This is a genomic window from Bacillus sp. EU52 (assembly GCF_037964975.1).
In the GTDB taxonomy this organism is placed as follows: domain Bacteria; phylum Bacillota; class Bacilli; order Bacillales; family Bacillaceae; genus Bacillus; species Bacillus subtilis.
The window spans coordinates 961,635-984,416 of sequence record NZ_CP150177.1 but is presented as its reverse complement, the minus strand read 5'-3'; the positions used below and the strand labels follow the sequence as shown (position 1 = coordinate 984,416).

General features: G+C 43.6%; 22 protein-coding genes. 10 read left to right on the top strand and 12 right to left on the bottom strand.

What is annotated here, in order from left to right; all coding sequences use genetic code 11:
* Positions 1-151: 151 nt before the first annotated feature.
* Positions 152-1,147, bottom strand: coding sequence for an aldo/keto reductase AkrN (gene akrN, locus NSU05_RS05075; protein ID WP_003245422.1), 996 nt, complete (start codon positions 1,145-1,147; stop codon positions 152-154).
* Positions 1,148-1,343: 196 nt separating this feature from the next.
* Between akrN and sigM the strand changes: the two genes are divergently transcribed.
* From sigM to NSU05_RS05060, 3 genes are read left to right on the top strand one after another with little or no spacing between them, the layout of a single operon-like run.
* Positions 1,344-1,835: an RNA polymerase sigma factor SigM gene (gene sigM / locus NSU05_RS05070; protein WP_003224177.1), complete on the top strand. Its 492-nt coding sequence runs from the start codon at positions 1,344-1,346 to the stop codon at positions 1,833-1,835.
* Positions 1,825-2,901, top strand: a complete 1,077-nt coding sequence (locus tag NSU05_RS05065; RefSeq protein WP_010886459.1) for an anti-sigma factor — start codon at positions 1,825-1,827, stop codon at positions 2,899-2,901. Before sigM ends, NSU05_RS05065 begins: the two co-directional genes overlap by 11 nt.
* Complete coding sequence (locus NSU05_RS05060) at positions 2,889-3,179, top strand: anti-sigma-M factor (RefSeq protein WP_003233341.1); 291 nt, start codon at positions 2,889-2,891, stop codon at positions 3,177-3,179. The genes NSU05_RS05065 and NSU05_RS05060 overlap by 13 nt, the downstream gene beginning before the upstream one ends.
* 39 nt (positions 3,180-3,218) lie before the next feature.
* Here the strand turns inward: NSU05_RS05060 and NSU05_RS05055 are convergent, their stop codons facing one another.
* Positions 3,219-3,638, bottom strand: coding sequence for a GNAT family N-acetyltransferase (locus tag NSU05_RS05055; RefSeq protein WP_038428686.1), 420 nt, complete (start codon positions 3,636-3,638; stop codon positions 3,219-3,221).
* A gap of 109 nt (positions 3,639-3,747) precedes the next feature.
* Between NSU05_RS05055 and NSU05_RS05050 the strand changes: the two genes are divergently transcribed.
* Complete coding sequence (locus NSU05_RS05050) at positions 3,748-5,157, top strand: PLP-dependent aminotransferase family protein (protein ID WP_038428684.1); 1,410 nt, start codon at positions 3,748-3,750, stop codon at positions 5,155-5,157.
* A gap of 34 nt (positions 5,158-5,191) precedes the next feature.
* On the opposite strand, the gene NSU05_RS05045 is transcribed toward NSU05_RS05050, so the two are convergent.
* From NSU05_RS05045 to citA, 4 genes are all read right to left on the bottom strand, one after another.
* Complete coding sequence (locus NSU05_RS05045; protein WP_003233348.1) at positions 5,192-6,547, bottom strand: sodium-dependent transporter; 1,356 nt, start codon at positions 6,545-6,547, stop codon at positions 5,192-5,194.
* Between the two features lie 117 nt (positions 6,548-6,664).
* Entirely contained in the window at positions 6,665-8,062 is a 1,398-nt protein-coding gene (bcaP, locus tag NSU05_RS05040; RefSeq protein ID WP_003245791.1) for a branched-chain amino acid transporter BcaP, read from the bottom strand.
* Between the two features lie 252 nt (positions 8,063-8,314).
* Positions 8,315-9,184 (bottom strand): SDR family oxidoreductase, encoded by an 870-nt coding sequence (locus tag NSU05_RS05035; protein ID WP_003244867.1) that lies wholly within the window; start codon positions 9,182-9,184, stop codon positions 8,315-8,317.
* A gap of 73 nt (positions 9,185-9,257) precedes the next feature.
* Positions 9,258-10,358, bottom strand: coding sequence for a citrate synthase CitA (gene citA, locus NSU05_RS05030; protein ID WP_024573277.1), 1,101 nt, complete (start codon positions 10,356-10,358; stop codon positions 9,258-9,260).
* A gap of 108 nt (positions 10,359-10,466) precedes the next feature.
* On the opposite strand from citA, the gene citR reads away from it, so the two are divergent.
* Complete coding sequence (gene citR, locus NSU05_RS05025; RefSeq protein ID WP_038428683.1) at positions 10,467-11,342, top strand: transcriptional regulator CitR; 876 nt, start codon at positions 10,467-10,469, stop codon at positions 11,340-11,342.
* A gap of 70 nt (positions 11,343-11,412) precedes the next feature.
* On the opposite strand, the gene lytE is transcribed toward citR, so the two are convergent.
* Positions 11,413-12,417 carry a peptidoglycan endopeptidase LytE gene (lytE, locus tag NSU05_RS05020; protein ID WP_021479670.1) on the bottom strand — a complete coding sequence of 335 codons (1,005 nt, stop codon included), beginning with the start codon at positions 12,415-12,417 and terminating at the stop codon, positions 11,413-11,415.
* A 529-nt stretch (positions 12,418-12,946) separates the two neighbouring features.
* On the opposite strand from lytE, the gene phoA reads away from it, so the two are divergent.
* Positions 12,947-14,332, top strand: coding sequence for an alkaline phosphatase PhoA (gene phoA, locus NSU05_RS05015; protein WP_082200934.1), 1,386 nt, complete (start codon positions 12,947-12,949; stop codon positions 14,330-14,332).
* Positions 14,333-14,361: 29 nt separating this feature from the next.
* Here the strand turns inward: phoA and spoVR are convergent, their stop codons facing one another.
* Positions 14,362-15,768 carry a stage V sporulation protein SpoVR gene (gene spoVR / locus NSU05_RS05010; protein ID WP_003233364.1) on the bottom strand — a complete coding sequence of 469 codons (1,407 nt, stop codon included), beginning with the start codon at positions 15,766-15,768 and terminating at the stop codon, positions 14,362-14,364.
* 30 nt (positions 15,769-15,798) lie between these two features.
* Between spoVR and NSU05_RS05005 the strand changes: the two genes are divergently transcribed.
* The 3 genes from NSU05_RS05005 (at position 15,799) to lytF (ending at position 19,624) form a co-directional block, all read left to right on the top strand.
* A complete protein-coding gene (locus NSU05_RS05005; RefSeq protein WP_080348077.1) occupies positions 15,799-17,457 on the top strand; it encodes a mechanosensitive ion channel in 1,659 nt (552 codons plus the stop codon).
* A 107-nt stretch (positions 17,458-17,564) separates the two neighbouring features.
* Positions 17,565-18,005, top strand: a complete 441-nt coding sequence (gene nsrR / locus NSU05_RS05000) for a nitric oxide-sensing transcriptional repressor NsrR (RefSeq protein ID WP_014479293.1) — start codon at positions 17,565-17,567, stop codon at positions 18,003-18,005.
* A 152-nt stretch (positions 18,006-18,157) separates the two neighbouring features.
* Positions 18,158-19,624: a peptidoglycan endopeptidase LytF gene (lytF, locus tag NSU05_RS04995; RefSeq protein WP_038428676.1), complete on the top strand. Its 1,467-nt coding sequence runs from the start codon at positions 18,158-18,160 to the stop codon at positions 19,622-19,624.
* Positions 19,625-19,665: 41 nt separating this feature from the next.
* Here the strand turns inward: lytF and NSU05_RS04990 are convergent, their stop codons facing one another.
* Entirely contained in the window at positions 19,666-19,989 is a 324-nt protein-coding gene (locus NSU05_RS04990) for a YqzG/YhdC family protein (protein WP_038428675.1), read from the bottom strand.
* A 200-nt stretch (positions 19,990-20,189) separates the two neighbouring features.
* On the opposite strand from NSU05_RS04990, the gene NSU05_RS04985 reads away from it, so the two are divergent.
* The gene (locus NSU05_RS04985) at positions 20,190-20,432 is read left to right on the top strand and encodes a YhdB family protein (protein ID WP_003233373.1); all 243 of its coding nucleotides are present in this window, start codon (positions 20,190-20,192) and stop codon (positions 20,430-20,432) included.
* Between the two features lie 14 nt (positions 20,433-20,446).
* On the opposite strand, the gene yhdA is transcribed toward NSU05_RS04985, so the two are convergent.
* The 3 genes from yhdA to yhcY are packed head-to-tail and all read right to left on the bottom strand — an operon-like array spanning position 20,447 to position 22,751.
* Positions 20,447-20,971: an FMN-dependent NADPH-azoreductase gene (gene yhdA, locus NSU05_RS04980; RefSeq protein ID WP_021479674.1), complete on the bottom strand. Its 525-nt coding sequence runs from the start codon at positions 20,969-20,971 to the stop codon at positions 20,447-20,449.
* Positions 20,968-21,615, bottom strand: coding sequence for a two-component system response regulator YhcZ (gene yhcZ / locus NSU05_RS04975; RefSeq protein ID WP_038428674.1), 648 nt, complete (start codon positions 21,613-21,615; stop codon positions 20,968-20,970). Before yhcZ ends, yhdA begins: the two co-directional genes overlap by 4 nt.
* A complete protein-coding gene (gene yhcY / locus NSU05_RS04970; RefSeq protein ID WP_038428673.1) occupies positions 21,612-22,751 on the bottom strand; it encodes a two-component system sensor histidine kinase YhcY in 1,140 nt (379 codons plus the stop codon). Before yhcY ends, yhcZ begins: the two co-directional genes overlap by 4 nt.
* Positions 22,752-22,782 lie beyond the last annotated feature (31 nt).

Sequence of the window (22,782 nt, the reverse complement as noted above, 5' to 3'; positions counted from 1 at the left end):
CACAGGATGTGATGACAGCGGTGTTTGGGCAGGACGCCTAAGCATTTAGCCGCTGTCCCTTCATTATTCGTGAGCACCGACGCGCATGCCTGACAACGAATGCGAGGGTTTGTCGACACGCTGAAAGCTGAGGATTCGCCCTCAGCTTTTGTTATATTTCCTCTCTGGTCGGCGGGGCCATAAACTCCGGTCCGACAGGGTCTGATATCGTATTTTCCAATATAGTATTGATATCTTTCTGATCTTCACTGTTCAGCGTCCAGCCTGTAATCTCAGATAGGGCCTCAAGCTGCCCAGGCTTTCTTGCTCCCCAAAGAGCGATATCCGCTCCCGGCTGATCTAAGATCCATCTGACAGCCAAGTGAATCACTGATTTTCCATAACGTGTCTTCGCCAGCTTATCCAATTGATTGACAGCAGAAAGATACTCTTTAAAGCGGGGCTTCTGGAATTTCGGATCGTGATTACGCAGATCATCGCCCTCAAATGTATATTCTTCGGTCATTTTGCCTGTTAACAGCCCTCTGCATAAACTGCCGTATAATAATGTTGTTATCTTGTTATCTTTCGCATAAGGAAGAACACTCTCTTCCATCTCTCTTTCAAACAGATTATATGGAGGCTGAATCGTATGGAGAGGTGCGACGGCGCGAAATGTATCCATTTGCTCAATTGAAAAATTGCTGACGCCAATCGCCCGGATTTTTCCCGCATCATATAATTCCTTCATGACTTCAGCCGTTTCTTCAATTGGCACAAGCGGATCGGGCCAATGCACCTGATAAAGATCAATATAGTCTGTTTGAAGCCGCTTCAAAGAATTCTCAACTTCCTCTACAATTCTCGCTCTGTTCGCATGGCGGAACAGCTGGTTGTTCTTCCAGTCCAGAGCCGTTTTCGTTGCGAGAATCACCTGGTCTCTTTTGCCGTACTCTTTGATTGCCTTTCCGACGATTTCCTCGGACTGCCCGAAGCCGTAAGCCGGCGCGGTGTCAATCAGTGTAATCCCCTGATCAAGAGCGGCGCGGATTGTTTCAATTGATGTTTTTTCATCAGTGCCTCCCCACATCGTTCCGCCAATGGCCCATGTGCCGAGGCCGATTCTGGAGGCTTCTATTCCTGTATCTGCTATACTGGTATATTCCATTGTGCCACTCCTTCACTTTTTCACTATCTTTTCCCCTCTGGAAAAAATGTTAAACATTTCTCCGCACTATCTTTTGCGGCCATTTTTGGGTACTATATAGTAATGGTGTTTGATTAGGTATAAAAAAGCCGTTTGCATGTAATGTGCAACTTTAAACCTTTCTTATGCGTGTATAACATAGAGGGGAGAAAAGGCAGTGACGATCGATGAAATTTACCAAATGTACATGAATGATGTTTACAGGTTCCTGCTCTCCATGACAAAAGACAAGCATCTTGCTGAAGACTTGCTGCAGGAAACCTTTATGCGGGCATACATACACATTCACTCCTATGATCACAGCAAAGTAAAGCCCTGGCTTTTTCAAGTGGCGCGAAACGCCTTCATTGATTACGTCAGAAAGCATAAGAAAGAAGTAACCATTTCTGATGACTTAATCGGAAGCCTCTTTCAAAATGCTGTTCAAAGTCCTGCCCATCAGGTAGAGATAAAGGAAGTGCTGACTGGTTATATGTCCGAGCTCCCCGATAATTATCGGGAGGCCTTAACGCTATATTATTTAAAAGAGTTAAACTACAAAGAAGCATCCCATATTATGAATATTTCAGAGGCGAATTTTAAAAGTGTTTTATTTCGTGCCAGACAGCGGCTGAAAGCACTTTATAATAGAGGTGTTAATGATGAATGAAGAATTTAAAAAGCGTTTTGATCAATATAAAAATGGGGAAATGAGCGACCAGGAAATGACTGCATTTGAGGAAGAACTCGAGAAGCTCGAAGTATATCAGGAACTGATTGACAGCGAACTAGAGGACGATAACGATTGGGATCTCAGCATCAGTCCTGAAAAACAAAAAGCGATTTTAGCCTACGGCAAACGCAAGTCTTATTTGCGAATTTCTGTGCTTGCCGTCATTTCGACATTGATGATTTTGCCGCTTTGTACGCTGGGAAGCTACCTCTATTACGGAATGGGTGGAAAACACAGCACCGGCAATGAGTTTATGGAAACTGCCGCAGTCACTGTAGCCCTGACCATGCCGAATGTTCTTGTTGATACTTCCGGACTGAAAAGCCAAGTGAAGCTATTTGGAATGAATACGGAATTCCCGCTGCAAAAGCAGATTGGCACGAAGACGGCTGCCGTAGGGAATGAACGGGTTGAAATGTTTTATAACAAAGTAAAAGCGCCGGCAGTAAACTACTATGACTTAGAAGTGAATAAAACCGGACATTACTTTACACATCCTTCAAACAAGTCTGAACAAACGACCGCAAAAGCAGAAAAAACGTTAAGCACATTGCCTGAAGGAACGGTATCAGAGGTCTACCTTTCATATGACCGTGCATATCCGACAAAAGACGTGTATAACAAATTCAAAGGCTATGATGTGAGCTTTTTGTGGAACGCAATCGAAACAGAGAAAAACACAAATAAGACAGCTTCCACAGAACCTCTTGGCTATCCTGGAAAGGATTCAAAGTTCTTGGCCGCCCTTAATACAAAAGGCAAGTCGAATGGCGATCAGTTTATCAACGCCCTAAAATTCATGTCCAAACACGAAAAATGGGCTCAGGTCATTTCAAAACGGAAAGACCTGAATGTAGATAACCGATTAGATTATGTAGAGAAAAACGGTGTCAATGTATACGGTTCGGTCGTTACAGGGCCAACCAAGGAAATCCAGCGCATGCTGAAAAATAAATCTGTAAAATCAGCGAATGTCGGCGAGGTGGAATTATGGAACTGGTAAGAATTTTTAAAGAACACAATGTATTCGGCTGGATCTCTGTCGGGACAGCGGTTCTGTCCCTGCTGTTGCTGAATTTGGCCATTATCAGCAATGTCACGTTTTATTCCTATCAAATGCTTCCATTCGCCATGGCTGCCGTTCCGTTCGGCGTTGTTGAACTCTTCATCAAGAGAGGGCGCACAGGCCCCGGCCTGCTCGGCGTCATCCTTAATCTCTTTGTGATTATTTGTGTGTATACCATTGTATCTGTAGATACGAATTTACAGTTTGGCTTTTAAAAAAGACGCCTTTTCAGGCGTCTTTTTTCGTTATACCGGTTATCGGAACAAATAACTTTCTATAGTAAAACCCATTTTATCTGTATAAAATCGATGTGCGTCTTTACGCTGCAGGCCAGATGAAAGACTGACAAAACCGAGTCCGGCTTTTCTCGCCCAGTCTGAGGCATAATCCAAAAGCATTTTGCCGTATCCCTTTGATCGGCAAGGTGCCGTTGTAACAAGATCCGCAATCCATAAGTGCTCTCCTTTATGAATGGAAACTCTCGGCAGAGCCCCGCACAGCGCTCTGATTGCTGTATTTTCATATAAGGCAAACAGCATATACGATTCTTTCTGCACACAGGCTTCAAGCCTTTGTAAATACGTCTCTATATCCAGTTCTGTTCTCAATTCACTCATAATCGGATACGACTCAGCCCATTCTTCTTTCGAGGTTAATTGTTTCATATGGATCATCTTCTCAATCCCCTTTCCTTTCGTTACAATGATCATAGCTAATAAATGGCATTTGCCAAATAGCCAATATCAGAAAAAATGACCATGCCAGCTACAAAGGAGACATGAGATGGATATTACGCCGTTTCTTGATAAAAAGAGCAAAACACCGCTGTATGAACAGCTTTATACCTTTTTTAAACAAGAAATTTCACATGCGCGAATCACAAAGGGAACAAGACTTCCGTCAAAACGCAGGCTCTCCAGCTTGCTCGATGTCAGCACGGCAACTATAGAACGAGCTTATGAGCAATTAACTGCTGAGGGCTATGTCAAAAGCAAGCCGAAAATCGGCTGGTTCGCGGCGGAAGTAGAACCAGGATTCCCGACAGCTCCTGACCATTTTCAGCAGTCTGTACAGCCGGGATTACATCAAAAAAACGCACCTGCTATTGACTTCCATCAGGGCAGCGTTGATCCGACCCTCTTTCCCTTTAACGCATGGAGAAAAAGCATAGTAAAAAGTCTTGATCGCTATTCCGGATCGTTTCACACCTCTGGCGACCCTCAAGGAGAATACGAACTCAGGCACATGATTGCCCGATTCGTCAGGCTGTCTCGAGGAGTAAATTGTGAACCCGGCCAGATTATCATCGGCGCAGGAACCACCGTGCTTCTGCAAAATCTTTGCCTTTCGCTAAAGCCAGGTACAAAAATCGGCTTTGAAGAACCGGGCTTTCACCGTTCAAGAAGGATGTTTGAAGCAAATCACATGGATGTCACTCCGATTTGTTCTGATGCAGAAGGCGTCCTGCCGGATGAGCTCTACCGTCAGAATCCTTATCTCATGTATACGACTCCTTCGCATCAGTTTCCGATTGGGACCATTATGACGATTACCCGCAGACAGGAGCTGCTGGCATGGGCGGCAGAAACAAATTCATTCATTATAGAAGATGATTACGATGGAGAATTTCGCTACAGCGGCCATCCCATTCCGTCTTTACAGGGCCTTGATCCGAATGGCAGAGTCATATATCTGGGCACTTTTTCAAAGTCACTTCTGCCTTCCTTGCGGCTCAGCTTCATGATTGTGCCCTCTGAACTCATGGAACCGATCAAAAACAACGCTCAGTTAATGAAGCAGACCGTCTCTGTTCACTCGCAATTGGCACTGGCAGACTTCATCGAAACCGGAGAGTGGCAAAAACACATAAATAGAATGAGAAGCTTATACCGAAAAAAACACGCTGTCCTGTTAGAAGCCATCCGCTCTGAACTAGGAAACACCGTTGAGATTCTCGGTAAGAACTCGGGGCTTCACATCCTGCTGCGCCTTTTGTTTCCAGCAAGTGAGGAAGAAGCAATACAAGCAGCCGCAGACCACGGTGTAACCATCTATCCCGTGTCTCCCTCATATATAGAACAGACGCCTTTTACTTCTGTCTTAATCGGTTATGGCGGTTTGTCAGAAGAGGACATCAGGCTCGGCATCCAAAATCTGAAAACGGCATGGGCACCGTTGATATCATCTTATTAAATAAAAAACAGGCCCCTGAAACGGAGCCTGTTTTTTAAAATGATAAAATTCCGATTAAATTTAAGAACACGATAATAATGGCAAGCGGCACGATAAAACGAAGCAAATAAAACCATGTGTAAAAGAATGCTTTACCTGCATTTGATCCATTTCGCATTTCAGCCAAGAGTTCGCTTTTCGAAATTTTCAGCGGGATAAATAGAGAAATTAACAGAGCGCCTGAAGGCATCAAAACATTGCTGACGGTAAAATCGGCAATATCAAAAAACGTTTTGCCAAATAGGTGCACATCACTCAAAACGCCATAAGACAAGCAGCATGGGATTCCGACCAAAAAGATCAAAAGCCCGCTCGTCCATGACAGTTTTTTTCTCTTCTTTTCGTCCCCTTTTCCGATTGTGGCAACGATAATTTCAACCATAGAAAATGCTGAGGTTAAGGCTGCAAATAAAAATGCAACGAGAAAACCGATAAAAAACAACGTGCCGAACGGAAGCTGTTCAAAAACGGCCGGAAGCACTGTAAACAGCAGTGTCGGTCCTTCATTTGGCTGAAAACCGAATGAGAAAACCGCCGGAAAAATAGCCAAACCTGCCAAGAGTGTCACAATGATATTCATCAAGACAATGGAGGCTGCCGAACGAGGGATATTTTGTGTTTTCGGCAAATAGGAGCTGTAGGTCACCATCACCGAAACCCCCAGTGTTAACGTAAAGAAGGCCTGTCCCAGCGCGAATAATATGGATTCCGGAGTCAGATCGCCGAAATGAGGCACAAGCAGAAACTTTACGCCTTCCATTGCACCATTAAGCGTAAGAGACCGAAGAACGAGCAGAATAAACAATAAAAACAAAATCGGCATCATCACCGCGCTTACCCGTTCAATCCCTTTTTGAACCCCTCTTGCGACAACGATGACAGTAAGTACCATAAAGACAAGCTGAGCCGCGAGCGTCTGCACCGGATTTTGGATAATAGAAGCAAAAAGAGCGCCATACTGTGCTTGAGAAAGCCCGGACAGTGAGCCTGACGCCGTTTTTACGATATACAGCAAAATCCATCCCCCAATTACACTGTAAAACGACAGCACTAAGAAACACGCAGCTACGCCGATCCACCCTGTAAGAAACCAAGCTGATCGCGGCGCTTCTTTTTTATATGCATCAATGGCATTCGTCTGGTTCCGTCTTCCAAAAATAAATTCCCCCACCAAAAGCGGATAGCCTAAGAGGATGGTAAATAACACGAAGATAAGAAAAAAGGCTCCTCCCCCATTGGTCCCCGCTACGTAAGGGAATTTCCAAATCGCGCCCAAGCCGATAGCCGAGCCGGCCGCTGCCATGACGAAACCAATTTTCGAAGCCCATTGGACTGGTTTTTGCTCAGACAATAAACGTCACTTCCTTTCCAGCCTATATTATCTCTTATTTTTGTCTTCATTTCTATAGATTCATTTGCCAAGAACAGAAAAGAGGCGGCCTGTATGGCCGCTCTCTTTATCAAAAGGTTATTGATTTAATTTTGAATGCTTTCTTGAATACAGGAAATAGATTACTAAGCCGATTAACAGCCACACTAGGAAGCGGACAATCGTCACCCATCCCAGATTTAAAATCAAGAACAGGCAGAACAGAATCGCCAGGCCTGGGATCACGGGAACTCCCGGGCATTTAAAAGCTCTCGGAAGATCAGGCTGTTTCTTTCTCAAAACGATAACTGCCACAGAAATCAGGACAAATGCCGACAACGTCCCGATGTTCACCAGCTTTGCAAGTTCATCCAGCGGAACAAGTGAGCCGAGAAGCGCCGACATCGTTCCGAAAAACCAAGTGGCTACATAAGGTGTTTTGTGCTTTGGATGCACTTTAGAAAGTGAACCCGGCACAAGTCCGTCACGCGACATGGCAAACATGACGCGGGTCTGCCCGTAAAGCATCACGAGCATAACTGTTGTCATTCCCAGCACGGCGCCAATATCAATGATGCCTGCCACCCAATTTTGCCCTGCGCTTTGAAGAACAAGAGAAACCGGATGATCCACACCCGCAAATTGAGCAAACGGGATAACCCCAGTCATGATGGCTGATACGGTGACATATAAAATCGTGCAGACCAGTAAAGAGAAAATAATGCCTTTAGGCAGATCTTTCGCGGGATTTTTCGTCTCTTCCGCAGCAGAGGATACAGCGTCAAATCCGATAAAAGCAAAGAATACGAGCGCCGCTGCACTGAATACGCCGCCAAAGCCCATTGGCATAAACGGCTGCCAGTTGTGCGGCTTCACGTAAACGGCTGCCACCGCGATAAACAGCAGAACAACCAGTATCTTCAAGATAACCATGATATTGTTGACTCTTTTTGATTCTTTGATGCCTAAATAAAGCAAATATGTGATCGCCATTACAATGACGAATGCAGGAAGATTAAACAGGGTAAAGGTGCCTTTCACTGCGCCCGGTGCCGCTGTTAAAGCAACCGGAAGATGAATGCCAAGCCCTGATAAAAACGATTGGAAATAACCAGACCAGCCGACCGACACTGCACTTACCGCCAGCATGTATTCTAAAATTAAATCCCACCCGATAATAAAGGCCATAAGCTCTCCCAATGTCGCATAAGTGAATGTATACACCGAACCTGAAACAGGCACACTTGACGCAAATTCCGCGTAAGACAGGGCGGCGAATAAACAAGCCAACGCCGCCACAACAAATGAAATCGTCAGCCCGGGACCGGCCGTGACTGCGCCTGTTCCCGTCAGAACAAAAATCCCTGTGCCAATAATGGCGCCGATTCCAAGCAACGTTAAATCAAATGCCCCTAATTCTCTTTTTAAAGACTTTTCCCCGCTCGTCGCAGCGATTAAATCCTGAATGCTTTTCTTCCTAAAAACGCTCCCTTTCATTCCCCTTCAACTCCCGATCATCTATTTTTATATATATATTTTATTTGAATTTTCTGAATTCATGAGCAACAATGGTCATTTTTCTTTTTTTCTACTATATTTGTACTGGTCGCGAATCATTCCTTTCTCCTACTCAATATTATATATAAAATTGCAAAAATGAAAACAAAATTGTTAGAAAAATCGACAAATTTTTTATTTTGAAATTTTTCACCACACAAAAAACCAGCTCTTGAGCTGGTTTTTCGTTGATTACGTTGAAATAAAACGGCCGCCATTCACATGAATGGTCTGCCCTGTCATATAGGAAGATTCGTCAGACGCCAGCAGAACATAGGCGCCTGCATGCTCAACCGGCTGTCCCGGTCTTCCCATTGGGGTATCCAAGCCGTGCTGTTTCACTTTTTCCTCAGGGAATGTCGCCGGAATAAGCGGTGTCCAAATCGGACCGGGCGCCACCGCATTCACTCTGATGCCTTTATCTGCAAGCGACTTCGCCATGGAACGCGTAAAGGAAACAATCGCACCCTTTGTGCTGGAATAATCAATTAACGCCGTATCCCCTTCATAAGCGGTAATCGATGTCGTATTAATAATGGCACACCCCTCTTGCAGGTGAGGCAAAGCTTTCTTCGTCATATGAAACATGGAAAAAATATTTGTGCGAAAGGTTTTTTCCAGCTGTTCTGTTGAAATATTGAGAATGCTGTCCTGGGGATGCTGTTCAGCGGCGTTGTTCACTAAGATATCGAGTTTACCAAAATGGTCGACTGTTTGCTGCACAGCTTGTTCACAATGGTTCTCGTCCCCAACATCTCCCGGGATAAGCAGGCAGCGGACATTCTCCTTTTCGATCCGTTTGCGTGTTTCCTCTGCGTCCGAATGCTCGTCTAAGTATAGAATGGAGATATCAGCCCCCTCTTTAGCAAAGGCAATAGCTGCTGCTCTCCCTATTCCGCTGTCGCCTCCAGTAATGATCGCAACTTTTCCTTTCAGTTTTCCGCTTCCTCGATAATCCTCGTCCTCTGACAGCGGCAGCGGATTCATTTTTGACTCAATGCCCGGCTGTCTGTCCTGATGCTGCGGTTCTTGTCCTTCTGTTTGTCTGTCCATTGGGTTCACATTCATCACTCCTAGACATGTGGTTGATACTGAACGTTACCACACGACAGAAATGAATAAACGCCAAAATATGTTATGAAAGAACTTCCTCGGGAATGGCACCGGTATATTGCGCTGACGGGCGGAAAATCATGTTGTTTTCTGCCTGTTCCAGTACATGGGCGCACCACCCTACCATTCGGCTTGCTGAAAAGGTCGGAGTAAACAATTCATCGTCAAAATCGATGGCCTTCATCACTGCAGCTGCGTAAAATTCAACATTTGTGTACAGCTTTCGTCCCGGTTTGTAGATTTCTAGCAAACGAATCGCTTCTGCTTCTACATGCAGCGCAAGATCAAGATCACGGTCATTGCCGGCCACCTCTTCTGCTTTCTGTCTCAAAGCTTCTGCCCGCGGGTCTTTTGTTTTGTACACCCTGTGGCCGAATCCCATCAAGCGCTCTCCTTTTTCGAGTTTTTCTTTCAGATATGCTTCAGCATGTTCTTTTTCTCCAATGTCTTCAAGCATTTTTGTCACCGCAGAAGGAGCGCCTCCGTGCAGCGGACCTTTCATCGTGCCGAGAGCAGCCGTGACGGCTGACACTAAATCACTCTCTGTTGATAACGTGACTCGTGCCGAAAAAGTGGATGCGTTCATGCCGTGCTCCATGGCCAGAATCATATAGGTTTCAAGCGCTTTCTTTTTTGCCTCTGAAGGCTGTTCGCCTGTGAGCATATAATAGTAGTTTTCGACATGTCCGTACTGGGAAGAAGGTGCAATTGCTTGTTCACCGCGCGTCCATCTTTTTCTGTATGCAATGATGGAAGGCGTGATTGCAATCAGCCGGATTGCTTCTTCTGTTTTCGGATGGAATGTGTACGTATTTTCCCCCAATGCTGAAACAACCGTTCTCAGCACCGACATATCGTCCATGTTGTTTGGCAGTGATTGAATCAAGCGCTCAATATGTTCCGGAAGATTCCGTTCCGCAGCCAGCTTATCTTTAAATACCTGCAATTCTTCAGTTGAAGGCAGTTTTCCAAATAAAATCAAATAAGCCGCTTCTTCAAAGCTGTGATTCAGTGCGATGTCTTTTGCATGATGTCCTCTGTAAATCAGACGCCCTTTTTCACCATCAATATGGCTGATTGATGTTTCCACACATGTAATTCCCTTTAATCCGTAATGTACCATTTGTATTCCCCCTATCCTTTTCTGTTATTATAGTAAATATAATATTTAAAAAATAATGAATATTTTAAAGGGAATTAATTAAAAATATTAATCAGAGGGAGAATAGAAATGGATTTCAAATGGCTTCACACCTTTGTGACCGCTACAAAATATGAGAACTTCCGAAAAACGGCGGAAACGCTTTTCTTATCTCAGCCCACTGTGACCGTACATATCAAGCAATTAGAAAAAGAAATCAGCTGCAAGCTGTTCGAGCGTAAAGGCAGGCAAATCCAGCTGACTGATGAAGGCAGGGCGTATTTGCCGTATGCGCTCAGGCTTCTTGATGATTATGAAAACAGCATGGCAGAGCTTCACAGAGTGAGACAAGGCTACTCTCAAACCTTACAGCTCGCGGTTTCTCCGCTTATTGCAGATACTGTGCTTCCTTCTGTCATGAAACGGTACACAGCAATGAATACGGAAACAGAAATGGCGGTTACGATTTTCGAATCAGCGGAAATCGCGTCACTGATTAAAGCCGGGGAAGCAGATATCGGACTAAGCTGTTTAAAGGTACAGTCTTCTTCTTTAAGCTGCCACTGCTTATACAAAGACCCTGTCGTCCTTGTTGCCCCGCCCGATAAGCGTTTCATAGAAGACAACGAAATTGATGCCAAAGAGGTGCTCGAACAATACCTGCTTTTGACCCACAATCATCCTGATTACTGGGACGACTTGCTCCGTCAAGTCAGAATGACTTTTCCATTTGTGAGAACAATGAAGGTCACTCAAACACATATAACGAAACGGTTTATCAAGGAAGGACTCGGAGTTTCATTTCTGCCTTTATCTACAGTAAAGCGTGAATTAGCAGAGAAACAGATGATCAGAATTCCTTATCAGTCTGTACAGCTGCCCTATGCCGGCGCTTACGCGATTGCCCTTTATGAAAATAAGAAAGAAAAAAAATTCTTGGATTTTTTATCACATTTTCATTTTTAGGAGCAACCAAAACGCCTGTGCTCCGTCTAATGAAAAAAACCCGTTCCAATGAACGGGTTTTCTCTAAAAATTAGAATCTTTTCGCACCGAGGTAACGAGGCTTCCAGTAGCTGTTGTTCAGGCTGCTGATTTGTACGCCGTCTGATCCTGCATGAATGAAACTGTTGTTTCCAATGTAAATCCCCATGTGAGAAGGGCCGGATTTATATGTTGTGAAGAAGACGAAATCACCAACAGACGGGCTGGCAATGCTCTTCATAGAACTCCAGTATCCTGCAGTGCTTGTTCTGCCCACACTTGTTTGTTTATTCAGTACGTACCAAATGAATCCGCTGCAGTCAAAGCCGGAAGTTGTCGTTCCGCCCCATTTATATGGCGTTCCGACTAACGCTTTTGCATCAGAAACCAGTTTGCTCACATTAAGTGATGTAGATGACGTTTTGCTGCTTGAAGATGATGAAGATGAAGCAGGTTTTGAGCTGCTTGTGCTTGTTCCTTTCACCTTCAATACTTGGTTGACATAGATTACATCTGATTTTAAGCCGTTTAAGCTTTTTAATTTGCTAACCGTAGTACCATATTTGCTCGCAATTTTAGAAAGGCTGTCTCCGCTCTTCACTTTATAAGTAGAAGTGGAAGACGATGACACTTTTGATGAGCTGGAGCTGCTTGAACTAGTTGAACCTTTCAGTTTCAGGACTTGTCCAACACGAAGCAAATCTGATTTTAAGCCATTCAGCTTCTTCAGTTCATTGATTGTCATGCCGTATTTTTTTGAAATTTTCCAAAGGCTGTCCCCGCTCTTTACTTTGTATGTAGAAGAAGAGGTAGAAGAACTGCTGCTTTTTGAACTTGTAGATTTGCCGTTAATCGATAAAGTTTGTCCCACATAAATAATGTCTGAACGAAGGTGGTTCTCTGATTTAATTTTACTGATCGTTGTGTCGTATTTTCTTGAAAGATCCCATAACGTGTCGCCTTTTTTCACCTTAATGCTTTGTGCAGATGCCGCTCCTGCAAATAACGTCGATCCTAAAACAACTGCTGTCGTAGCTGTAATGATTTGCTTTTTCATATTTTCCTCCCCAAATGTTAACTCTCTATATATGTATCTCTTTTTTTAAATTAATCTTATTGATTTCTATTATAAGGATAGATTCCCATCAGAAATAGTCTTGACTTCATGTGACAAATTTCTTAATTATTCGTTCTAAAAAAAAGTTTTTAAGGGTATTAAATATTTCATTTTCGTTGCAAAGGTGACAAAAAACGAGTGCTTTTGTCATGTTTTATGGGATGTTTTTCAACATAAAGGAAATAAATGAAAAACTTTCGGGGTCGGCTCATATATCGGAAAAATGAGTGATAAAGAATATTCGAGGAGAGCTGTGGTTATCCGCAGTTTTTTTATTTAAACAAACATATCATGCAAAGACAGAGAGGTAAAGATTTTTCTGAAAAATGAATGCTTTACATCAAATAAGGCAAGATAACGAAAAGCGTTTTTTCATTTCCTTACAAGGCTTTACTTATTGTTTACATGATCAGCAGCCGCATTTAACAAAATTTCCCTAACATGATAAACGGAATACATTAAAGGAGGCATGAAAAAAATGAGTTTGTTTCAAAATATGAAATCAAAACTTCTGTCAATCGCCGCTGTTTCTGTCCTTACAGCTGGAATCTTTGCCGGAGCTGAGCTTCAGCAAACAGAAAAGGCCAGCGCCAAAAAACAAGACAAAGCTGAGATCAGAAATGTCATTGTGATGATAGGCGACGGCATGGGGACGCCTTACATAAGAGCCTACCGTTCCATGAAAAATAACGGTGACACACCGAATAACCCGAAGTTAACAGAATTTGACCGGAACCTGACAGGCATGATGATGACGCATCCGGATGACCCTGACTATAATATTACAGATTCAGCAGCAGCCGGAACAGCATTAGCGACAGGCGTTAAGACATATAACAATGCAATTGGCGTCGATAAAAACGGAAAAAAAGTGAAATCTGTACTTGAAGAGGCCAAACAGCAAGGCAAGTCAACAGGGCTTGTCGCCACGTCTGAAATTAACCACGCCACTCCAGCCGCATATGGCGCCCACAATGAATTACGGAAAAACATGGACCAAATCGCCAACAGCTATATGGATGACAAAATAAAAGGCAAACATAAAATAGACGTGCTGCTCGGCGGCGGAAAATCTTATTTTAACCGCAAGGACAGAAACTTGACAAAGGAATTCAAACAAGCCGGCTACAGCTATGTGACAACTAAACAAGCATTGAAAAAAAATAAAGATCAGCAGGTGCTCGGGCTTTTCGCAGATGGAGGGCTTGCTAAAGCGCTCGACCGTGACAGTAAAACACCGTCTCTCAAAGACATGACGGTTTCAGCAATTGATCGCCTGAACCAAAATAAAAAAGGATTTTTCTTGATGGTCGAAGGGAGCCAGATTGACTGGGCGGCCCATGACAATGATACAGTAGGAGCCATGAGCGAGGTTAAAGATTTTGAACAGGCCTATAAAGCCGCGATTGAATTTGCGAAAAAAGACAAACATACACTTGTGATTGCAACTGCTGACCATACAACCGGCGGCTTTACCATTGGCGCAAACGGGGAAAAGAATTGGCACGCAGAACCGATTCTCTCCGCTAAGAAAACACCTGAATTCATGGCCAAAAAAATCAGTGAAGGCAAGCCGGTTAAAGATGTGCTCGCCCGCTATGGCAATCTGAAAGTCACATCTGAAGAAATCAAAAGCGTTGAAGCAGCTGCACAGGCTGACAAAAGCAAAGGGGCCTACAAAGCCATCATCAAGATTTTTAATACTCGCTCCAACAGCGGATGGACGAGTACCGATCATACCGGCGAAGAAGTACCGGTATACGCGTACGGCCCCGGAAAAGAAAAATTCCGCGGATTGATTAACAATACGGACCAGGCAAACATCATATTTAAGATTTTAAAAACTGGAAAATAAAAAGGATGCAGAACGCTGCATCCTCTTTTTTATAAATATCTGCGGTGAACACCTTTTCCGTCGTACGAAAACATGACTTCCTTATCCTCAAGCACAGACTCAATGTGCACGCTTCTTCCCCAAAGCTGGAATAAATAAGGGAGCACTTTCTCCAAATATTTCAAATCTAACTCTATTCCTTCATACCAATGCTTAATATAGAGCTCGTTATTTTTCATATAATCGCCGTCGTTTACTGTCAAATATGGAAAACCGCCATTTACCCGCATGCTTACGAGCTGGTCGCGCACCGACTTCCACTGTTTATCGATGATTTTATAATCTCGGCCCTGTTTTTGAAACAAATAAAGATCCTCGCGCATGACTAATTCTTTGGTTAAATAATTGCGGATGAAAGAGATATCGGATTCAATCTCCCTGACCTCAAACATTTTCTCCCGGCCGGAGTCAGGCTGCACGCCCATTTTCTTCATTTCCTCCGTCGGGTTGTTGTACCTCTTTTCAATGTCTTCAAATATTTTCAGCCCTAAATAATAAGGATTAATGCCTGTTTTGGACGGCTGAACGACACCTGCATTCAGCTTGGCGAACTCGATCGCTTCATCAGAGGTTAAATCAAGCTCACGTATAATTCGCTGGTGCCAATAGGAAGCCCAGCCCTCATTCATAATCTTGGTTTCCAGCTGAGGCCAGAAATAAAGCATTTCCTCTCTCATCATCGTTAATATATCACGCTGCCATGGCTCCAGCTCCCGGGAATGCTCCTCGATAAAAAGCAGGATATCTTTTTCAGGCCGCGGCGGGAACGGTTTTTTCGATTTTTTCACTTGTTTTTTCGGTTTCTTTTCATCCAAAGACCATAGATCATCGTAAGGCGTGGCTGCCTCTTCAATCTCCTCTTCCTCATCATCCACACTCCATTGGAGCTTTGGTCGGACCAACGACGGATCGATATGCTCCTGAATCGAAAGGATTGCATCTAAAAAAGATTCGACTTCTTTTATCCCGTGAACCTGTTCATAGTGTTTTATCCGTTCAGCTGTTGCCGCCATGCTTTCCACCATATCGCGCTTCGTGTTTTGGAAACGGCAGTTGTTTTTGAAGAAATCGCAATGAGCAAGAACGTGTGCGACAATCAATTTATTTTGGATCAGTGAGTTGCTGTCCAGCAAAAAAGCGTAGCATGGATCTGAGTTAATGACCAGTTCATAGATCTTACTTAACCCTAGATCATAGTGCAGCTTCATCTTGTGAAACTGCTTGCCGAAGCTCCAGTGGCTGAATCTTGTCGGCATCCCGTACGCGCCAAATGTATAAATAATTTCAGCCGGGCAGATTTCATATCTCATCGGGTAGAAATCAAGGCCGAATCCTTTTGCAATTTCGGTAATTTCCTCAATTGCCCGCTGTAATCCCTTCTTCTCCTCCGCGTTCAACCGAATCCCCCCTACTTGGACTTATCTATAATGTATGAGCCCGCCAGACAAAAGATGATAGTCTCACTCGGGCAAGAAAAAATTCCCCCGGCACATTCATCTGTTTGCTTATTGGATAAGTGGGTAAACACACACCATACTACGAAAAAGGAGCGATACCAATTGAATGTAGCAGACGTGTTTTCTTCTTATCTCAGTAAGCTGCCAAACGTAATCATTGCTTTACTCGTCTTATTAATCGGCTGGGCTATTGCTAAAATCATTGAAAAAGCGGTATACAAAGGACTCAGCAAAACAAAAATCGACGACAAGCTCTTTGCTGGGAAAAAGCCTTCACGCTATTCCTCGGAAAAAGTCATAAGCAAGGTCGTTTATTTTATCGCACTGATCATCGTCTTTATTTTATTCTTTAACATTTTGCACCTGACAACAGTGGCATCGCCGTTTGTCAGTATGCTTTCGGCGATTGCAGCTGCGATCCCAAGCGTGCTGAAAGCCGGACTCATTCTGCTGTTAGGATGGGCTGCAGCTTCTGTTTTGAGCTTCCTTGTCAAAAAAATCGGGATGAAGCTGAACACGAGTGACAAACTGCGCAAGTGGAATTTGGTGTCTGAAGGAAAAGATATTCACCAGGCTGTCAATACCGCTTCACAAATTGTCTTTTATCTCGTGCTGCTTGTTTTTCTGCCAGGGGTCTTATCTTCTTTGAAAATCAGCGGCATTTCAGGTCCTTTTACAAATATGATGGAAAGCGTGCTCGCTTTTCTGCCGAAATTATTTGCAGCGGCGCTTATCGTATTAATCGGATGGCTTGTTGCCCGCCTTGTCCGTGATATCATTACGAATTTCCTTGCAAGCATCGGCACCGAAAGATTCGCGGCACGTATGGGTTTATCAATTTACTTAAAAGACACAAGCCTTTCAGCAGTCATCGGAACAATCGCTTATGTGCTCATTATGATTCCGGTGGTCATTTCAGCGCTTGATCAGCTGGATGTCGCCGGCATTTCAAAACCGGCTGTCTCTATGCTGAATACGATTTTAAACATGCTTCCGAACATCATAATTGCCATCGTGCTTGTATTAGCGGGTATCTGGGCAGGAAAATGGGTGAAATCCATGGTGTCCGGACTGCTCCATCGCGCAGGCTTTGATTCTGTCTTAGGGAAAATGGGCATGGAAGCCGGAACGCCTGCAAAGCTGTCCTTGTCTCAAGTTGTCGGTATGATTGCGCAAATCATTGTCATTCTGCTCTTTACAGCTGAGGCGCTTCAAATTGTTCGGCTGCACTTCCTCGTAGAAATTGCCACTGGTATCATCGCGTATCTGCCGAATGTCCTTGTCGCAGTATTCATTCTCGGACTCGGCCTTTACGCAGGAGAATTGGTGAGAAAAGTGCTCTCAAGCATGATAAAAGGCCAGGAATTCAAGTCTTTAGCGCCTATTGCTAAATATACGATTATCGCACTTGCTTTCTTTATGGCCCTGGATCAGCTTGGTGTCGCTGCGACAATCGTCAATTCCGCGTTTATCATCGTTCTTAGCGGCTTCGCACTCGCTTTCGGTTTATCCTTCGGCCTTGGCGGTAAGGATTTTGCATCACGTTATCTGTCTACATTTGAACGCAAAATGCAAAACACAGAAATCGAAAAAAACCGTAAAAACCAAAATCCGTCGAATGACATGTAAGCAAAAAACATGCACCCAGCTGGGTGCATGTTTTTTTAATTCCTTTTTTTTCATTTTTCAATCGATTATGATAAGATATAGAAAATGTCTTATTCTGAGGTCTTATTATGAAGTTAACCAATTATACAGATTATTCATTAAGAGTGTTGATTTTTCTGGCTGCAGAGCGTCCCGGAGAACTTTCAAATATAAAACAGATTGCCGAAACGTATTCTATTTCAAAAAATCATCTCATGAAAGTCATATACAGGCTCGGCCAGCTCGGCTACGTAGAAACGATACGCGGACGGGGCGGCGGCATACGATTAGGCATGGAACCTGAAGACATCAACATCGGTGAGGTTGTCAGAAAAACGGAGGACGATTTTAATATTGTTGAATGTTTTGATGCGAACAAGAATCTCTGTGTTATTTCCCCGGTTTGCGGCTTAAAACATGTGCTGAATGAAGCGCTTTTAGCCTACCTCGCAGTTTTAGACAAATACACACTGCGCGACCTCGTCAAAAACAAAGAAGATATCATGAAGCTTTTAAAAATGAAGGAATAGATTAAGATTCCTTCTTTTTTTATGCCCTTTTTCCCCCTTATTGTTAAGATAATTTGGCTATTTTTATAAAAAGGCAAAACGATGAGACAAATGTGCCGATATAAAAAAGAAACAGCAAATGCAAAATCATTGGGGGAAAAAGGAGAGCTAAGATGAAAAAGAAATTAGCAGCAGGGCTGACAGCATCTGCGATTGTCGGCACAACTTTAGTAGTGACACCAGCTGAAGCAGCAACGATTAAGGTCAAAAGCGGAGATTCTTTATGGAAACTGGCCCAAACCTATAACACAAGTGTGGCGGCCCTCACATCCGCCAATCATCTTTCGACTACTGTTCTGTCGATCGGCCAGACGCTTACTATTCCAGGCAGCAAATCCAGCACTTCTTCATCTACTTCAAGCTCAACAACCAAGAAGAGCGGAAGTTCTGTTTACACAGTGAAAAGCGGAGATTCACTTTGGCTGATCGCAAATGAGTTTAAAATGACCGTGCAAGAACTGAAAAAATTAAACGGACTAAGCAGCGATTTAATTCGTGCTGGGCAGAAATTAAAGGTGTCCGGTACTGTTTCTTCAAGCCCTAGTTCCAGTAAAAAAAGCAACTCTAATAAGAGTTCAAGCTCCAGTTCAAAAAGCAGTTCTAATAAGAGTTCAAGTTCTTCATCTTCTACGGGAACATATAAGGTGCAGCTTGGAGATTCACTTTGGAAAATTGCAAACAAAGTCAATATGTCCATCGCTGAATTGAAGGTCTTGAACAACTTAAAATCAGACACCATTTACGTGAATCAGGTGTTGAAAACAAAATCAAGCGGCTCTGTTACGTCTTCTAAAGACAATTCATCCAAATCGAACCAAACTTCAGCAACAACTAAATATACCGTTAAAAGCGGTGATTCCCTTTGGAAAATCGCAAACAACTATAACCTGACTGTACAGCAAATCCGAAATATCAACAATCTGAAATCAGATGTGCTGTACGTTGGACAAGTATTGAAGCTGACAGGTAAAGCATCTTCAGGCTCTTCATCATCGTCGTCTTCTTCGTCAAATGCAAGCTCCGGCACGACGACTACATACACGGTGAAAAGCGGTGATTCCTTATGGGTGATTGCTCAAAAATTTAATGTAACAGCTCAGCAGATTCGTGAGAAAAACAATTTAAAAACGGATGTCTTGCAGGTTGGCCAAAAGCTGGTCATTTCCGGAAAAGCTTCATCATCGTCTTCATCCGGTTCTTCAAACACCACCAGCTCAACGAGTGCGAAGATTAACACAATGATTTCGGCCGCTAAAGCGCAGCTTGGGGTTCCGTATCGCTGGGGAGGCACGACACCGTCCGGGTTTGACTGCAGCGGATTCATTTACTATGTACTGAACAAAGTCACATCCGTATCTAGATTAACGGCAGCGGGATATTGGAACACAATGAAATCAGTTAGCCAGCCTGCTGTCGGAGATTTTGTTTTCTTTACAACATATAAAGCCGGCCCTTCCCACGTCGGAATTTACCTAGGCAACGGGGAATTCATAAATGCCAACGATTCCGGAGTTGTCATTTCCAATATGAATAACTCTTACTGGAAACAGCGCTATCTCGGTGCAAAACGATATTTCTAAAAACAGAAACTGTGCGGCCTTAACGGCTGTACAGTTTTTTATTAGAGCCTAAAGACGTTGATGCTGATCATATGATTTGTCACCGGATGAAAATAGACTTCGGCCCGAACAGAAAAAGTGTCATCTTTTTGTCTGACTGTCACCCGAAAGACATCTTTCGTCTGCTGATCATTCACCTCTGTACGCCCCATATAAGCATAATCAGAAAATGAAGCGCCCTTATATTCATCCTGAATTTTGCTCCAGGCAAGCTGTTCCCACTTTTGAACGGACTCGTTTGTGTCCATTGAATGACCTTTTGCAGCCATTGACACGATAATCAATCCGCAAAAAAGAAGCGCAATGGTATACGGCAGAGATTTCATTTTTTCAGTCTCCTGTACCCAGAATATGTTCCCTCATAGGTTTACCAAAAGCGATATCTTCATTCAGGCATTTTGATTTTATGTCTCCCTCATATTGCTACCCCTTTACTGACGCAGACGGCAAGTTTTGCCCCGTCAATAACAGAGGATGCGGCATAAACTAATCATGAACTTCTCACCCAAGAAAGGAGAAGCGATTCATGGATTATGCCGATTACGATAAAGCGCTTTATTACACCCATCGTTCTCAATGGGATAATTTATTAATTTTAATGGTGCGTACAGAGGACGATTTGTTATCAAAACGAATTGAGCATTTTCTGCATGCGTATCATTTTGAACAGGATTACGCCGTTTTAGAAAAGATGCTGTATTCCCTTCTCCGTTATATTGATCATGCCACAGAGCTGACTTATGAAGATCAAATAGCCCTTCTCACATAAACAAATCCCGGCGTTTAGACGCCGGGATTTCCTGTTTTTGCGAACATGCTGAGTTCTTCGACAAGCTCTTTTATGCTTTCCTTAATGTTTTCAGCCACTGTAGCATTTTCAACATCAATATGCACCGGATCAAGCACCAGCTGCTTCGGAATGACATTGGCGTAGACACCCCGCATCACAGTTCTCATATTGTTCAGCGCATTGATGCCGCCTTTTCCGCCTCCCGCTACTGCCAATAATGCAACGGGCTTATATTTGAATTGTTCGCTGCTTAGAAAATCCAAGGCATTTTTTAAAGCGCCGCTCATGCCGCTGTGATATTCAGGCGATAATAATACAATCGCATCCGCTTTCGTAACGCGTTGCTTAAGCTCCTGTACCTTCAACAGTTCAGATTGATCCGCTTCACCGTTAAAAACCGGCAATACAAACTCGCTTAGATCAATCAAATCCGTGTGATACAGAGCTGCAATATAGGAAGCTGCAATTCTTGTTCTGCCATGTTTTCTAGGCGTGCCATTTATGACTAACATGTTCATTTTAAGATCTCTCCATTCAGGTTATATTTCACTGCGAAAAGCGCTGCTTGCGTGCGATCGGCCACTTCAAGTTTTGCTAAAAGATTCGATACATGGGTTTTTACTGTTTTTTCTGAAATAAACAAGGATGCTGCGATTTCTTTATTGCTTTTCCCGTTCGCTATTTCAGTCAGAACGTCTTTTTCCCTTCTTGTTAATTGATAGTATTTTTCTTTTTCCGGGTCGTGCTGATTTTTCATATGTGTCAGCACATGGGGCATAATAGCTGTAGAAAGCTTGTATTCGCCAGCATGCACTTGTCTTAGTGTTTTCACCAATTCCTCGGGCTCCGTATCCTTTAATTGATACGCCTTCGCGCCTGCCTGAAGCGCGGGGATGACGTGCTCCTGATCAGAGTAGCTCGTCAGCACAATGATATTCGTCTCCGGAAATTGCTGTATTGCTTTTTTAATGGCTTGAATGCCGTCCATCTCGGGCATAGACAGATCCATTAGCACAAGATCCGGCTTTGTCTCTTCGATGACACGGAGAGCTTCTATTCCAGTTGCAGCTTCTCCGACAACTTCAATATCATCCTGGGTGGCAAAGAAAAAACGCAGACCCTTTCTGACAACATGATGATCATCAGCAATGACAATTTTCATACCGCCCCTCCTTTTCGGCTTGTTAGCGGAAGCCTGATGGACAGCTTTGTTCCAGTTCCAAGCGCTGACTCAATCCAAAACTTAGCTCCGGCTTTTTCCGCTCGTTCTTTCATACCCTTGATGCCAAGTGAAGGCAGACCGGTATGCGCTTCATAGCGAAATCCTGCCCCATGATCGATGATATCCAGCTTCGCATGGCACAAAGAAGCAGTCAGACTAACATACGCCGTATCCGTTCCGGCATGCTTTTTGCAGTTATTTAAAGCTTCCTGTACGACACGCCATAGCATATGCTCCTGCTCATCAGTCAGAACAGGACAGCCTTTTTGTGTAAAAATGATCTTCAATCCAATGAGCGCACCATAGCTTTTAATGGCTTCAGCCAGCCCTTTTTCCAATCCTCCGGGGCGAAGCTGCCAAATTAACGCTTTCATTTCTGCGAGCGCGTCCTGTGATAGGTTTTGGATGAAATCAATCATCTGCTGTAAATTTTCATCTTTTGTTAGTGTCTTCGCAGCTTTGGCAGTTAAACTGACGGAAAACAGCATTTGATTGACTGAATCGTGAAGCTCCTGAGCGAGGCGGTTACGCTCCATTAAAAGAGCATTTTTTTGTTGATATTCAGAAAGCCTCATACGCTGGATTGCCGTTCCGATCTGAAAGGCGACAGACTCGAGTAAATGCAGCTCTTCCTCATCAAACATGGTTTTTCCGGCCGCCGCTACATTTAACAATCCGAATCTTCTGTCCCCGTCTTCTAAAGGCACAGTTGCATGATGCGTAATCCCTTCTGTGTCAAAACAATGCAGGTTTTCTGCTGATTCGATGCGTTTGCAGTTCATGATATTTGCAGCCTTTCTAAGCCCTCCGTTATTGAATTTCGTCAGGCAGTAACACTCCCCTTCGCACATCAGCACTTTTTCCTTGCGGCTTAAAGCCGGGGGCAGATAAGCGTCGGCCGCTAACGTATAAGACCCATCTTCTTCGATCAGAAAAATCCATCCGGATTGAAGGTTTGTCAGACTCAGCAACTCTTTTAAAACCTCATCCAGTGTTGCTTTGATATCGTGCCCTTGATTTAAGGTTTCCGCAATCGTTTTCAGCGTTTTTAATTTTTCCATCCTCGTTTTGCTCACGTTTCTCACTCCGGCATTGATCTTGTATTTA